The organism is Actinomadura sp. 7K534 (genome assembly GCF_004348575.1).
Lineage (GTDB): Bacteria > Actinomycetota > Actinomycetes > Streptosporangiales > Streptosporangiaceae > Spirillospora > Spirillospora livida.
Window position 1 is genome coordinate 1 of the sequence record NZ_SMKB01000535.1, and the last position, 692, is coordinate 692.

The 692-nt window shown below is 71.8% G+C and carries 1 protein-coding gene; it reads right to left on the reverse strand.

The window, feature by feature from the left end; all coding sequences use genetic code 11:
- A partial coding sequence (locus E1266_RS37580) for a cellulose binding domain-containing protein (protein WP_207946174.1) occupies positions 1-446 on the reverse strand: 446 nt, incomplete at its 3' end.
- Between the last annotated feature and the right edge of the window lie 246 nt (positions 447-692).

The following is a 692-nucleotide window of genomic DNA, read 5'->3' on the forward strand; positions in this document are numbered from 1 at the left end:
TCGGTGGGCGGGTCGGTGGGGTCGCCGCCGCAGGCCGTGCCGTTCAGGGTGAAGCCGGACGGGGCGGTGTTCGTCCCGCTGTAGGTGAACTGCGCCCCGACCTGGACCGCCGCGCCGGTCGCGAGGGAGCCGTTCCAGCTCTCGTTGGTGACGGTGACCGTGCCGCCGGACTGGGACCACCGGCCGTTCCAGCCGTTCGCGAGCCGCTGGTTCCCGCCGTAGGCGTAGGTCAGCGTCCACGCGTCCACGGACGGTCCCAGGTTGGTGATCGTGAGGGCGGCGGTGAACCCGGTTCCCCAGTCGTCGGTGGTGTAGTCGACCTGGCAGGCGACCGCGGCTTCCGCGGTGCCGAGGGCCTGGCCGGCGCCGGTGACCAGCGAGCCCGCCGTGAGGAGGGCCCCGGCCAGCGCGGCCACCGCGGCGGTGCGGGGGGTGAGCGATCTCATCGGATCTCCGCTCTCACATCGGTGCGATCGGCTTGGGAGCGCTCCCACTCCTGGACTGACGGTGAACGTAGAACGGTCTGGTGCGGGTGGGGAAGACCTGTTCCATTCCTTTCACGAAGTTTCACGGGGTCCTCGCGCACGCGGTGAGGGTGCGCGCGCGGCGGCGGCGAACCCGGGTCCCGGCGGCTCTTGACAGGGCGCGCGTCCGAACGGATTCTTGGGAGCGCTCCCACTACTCCCCGACCC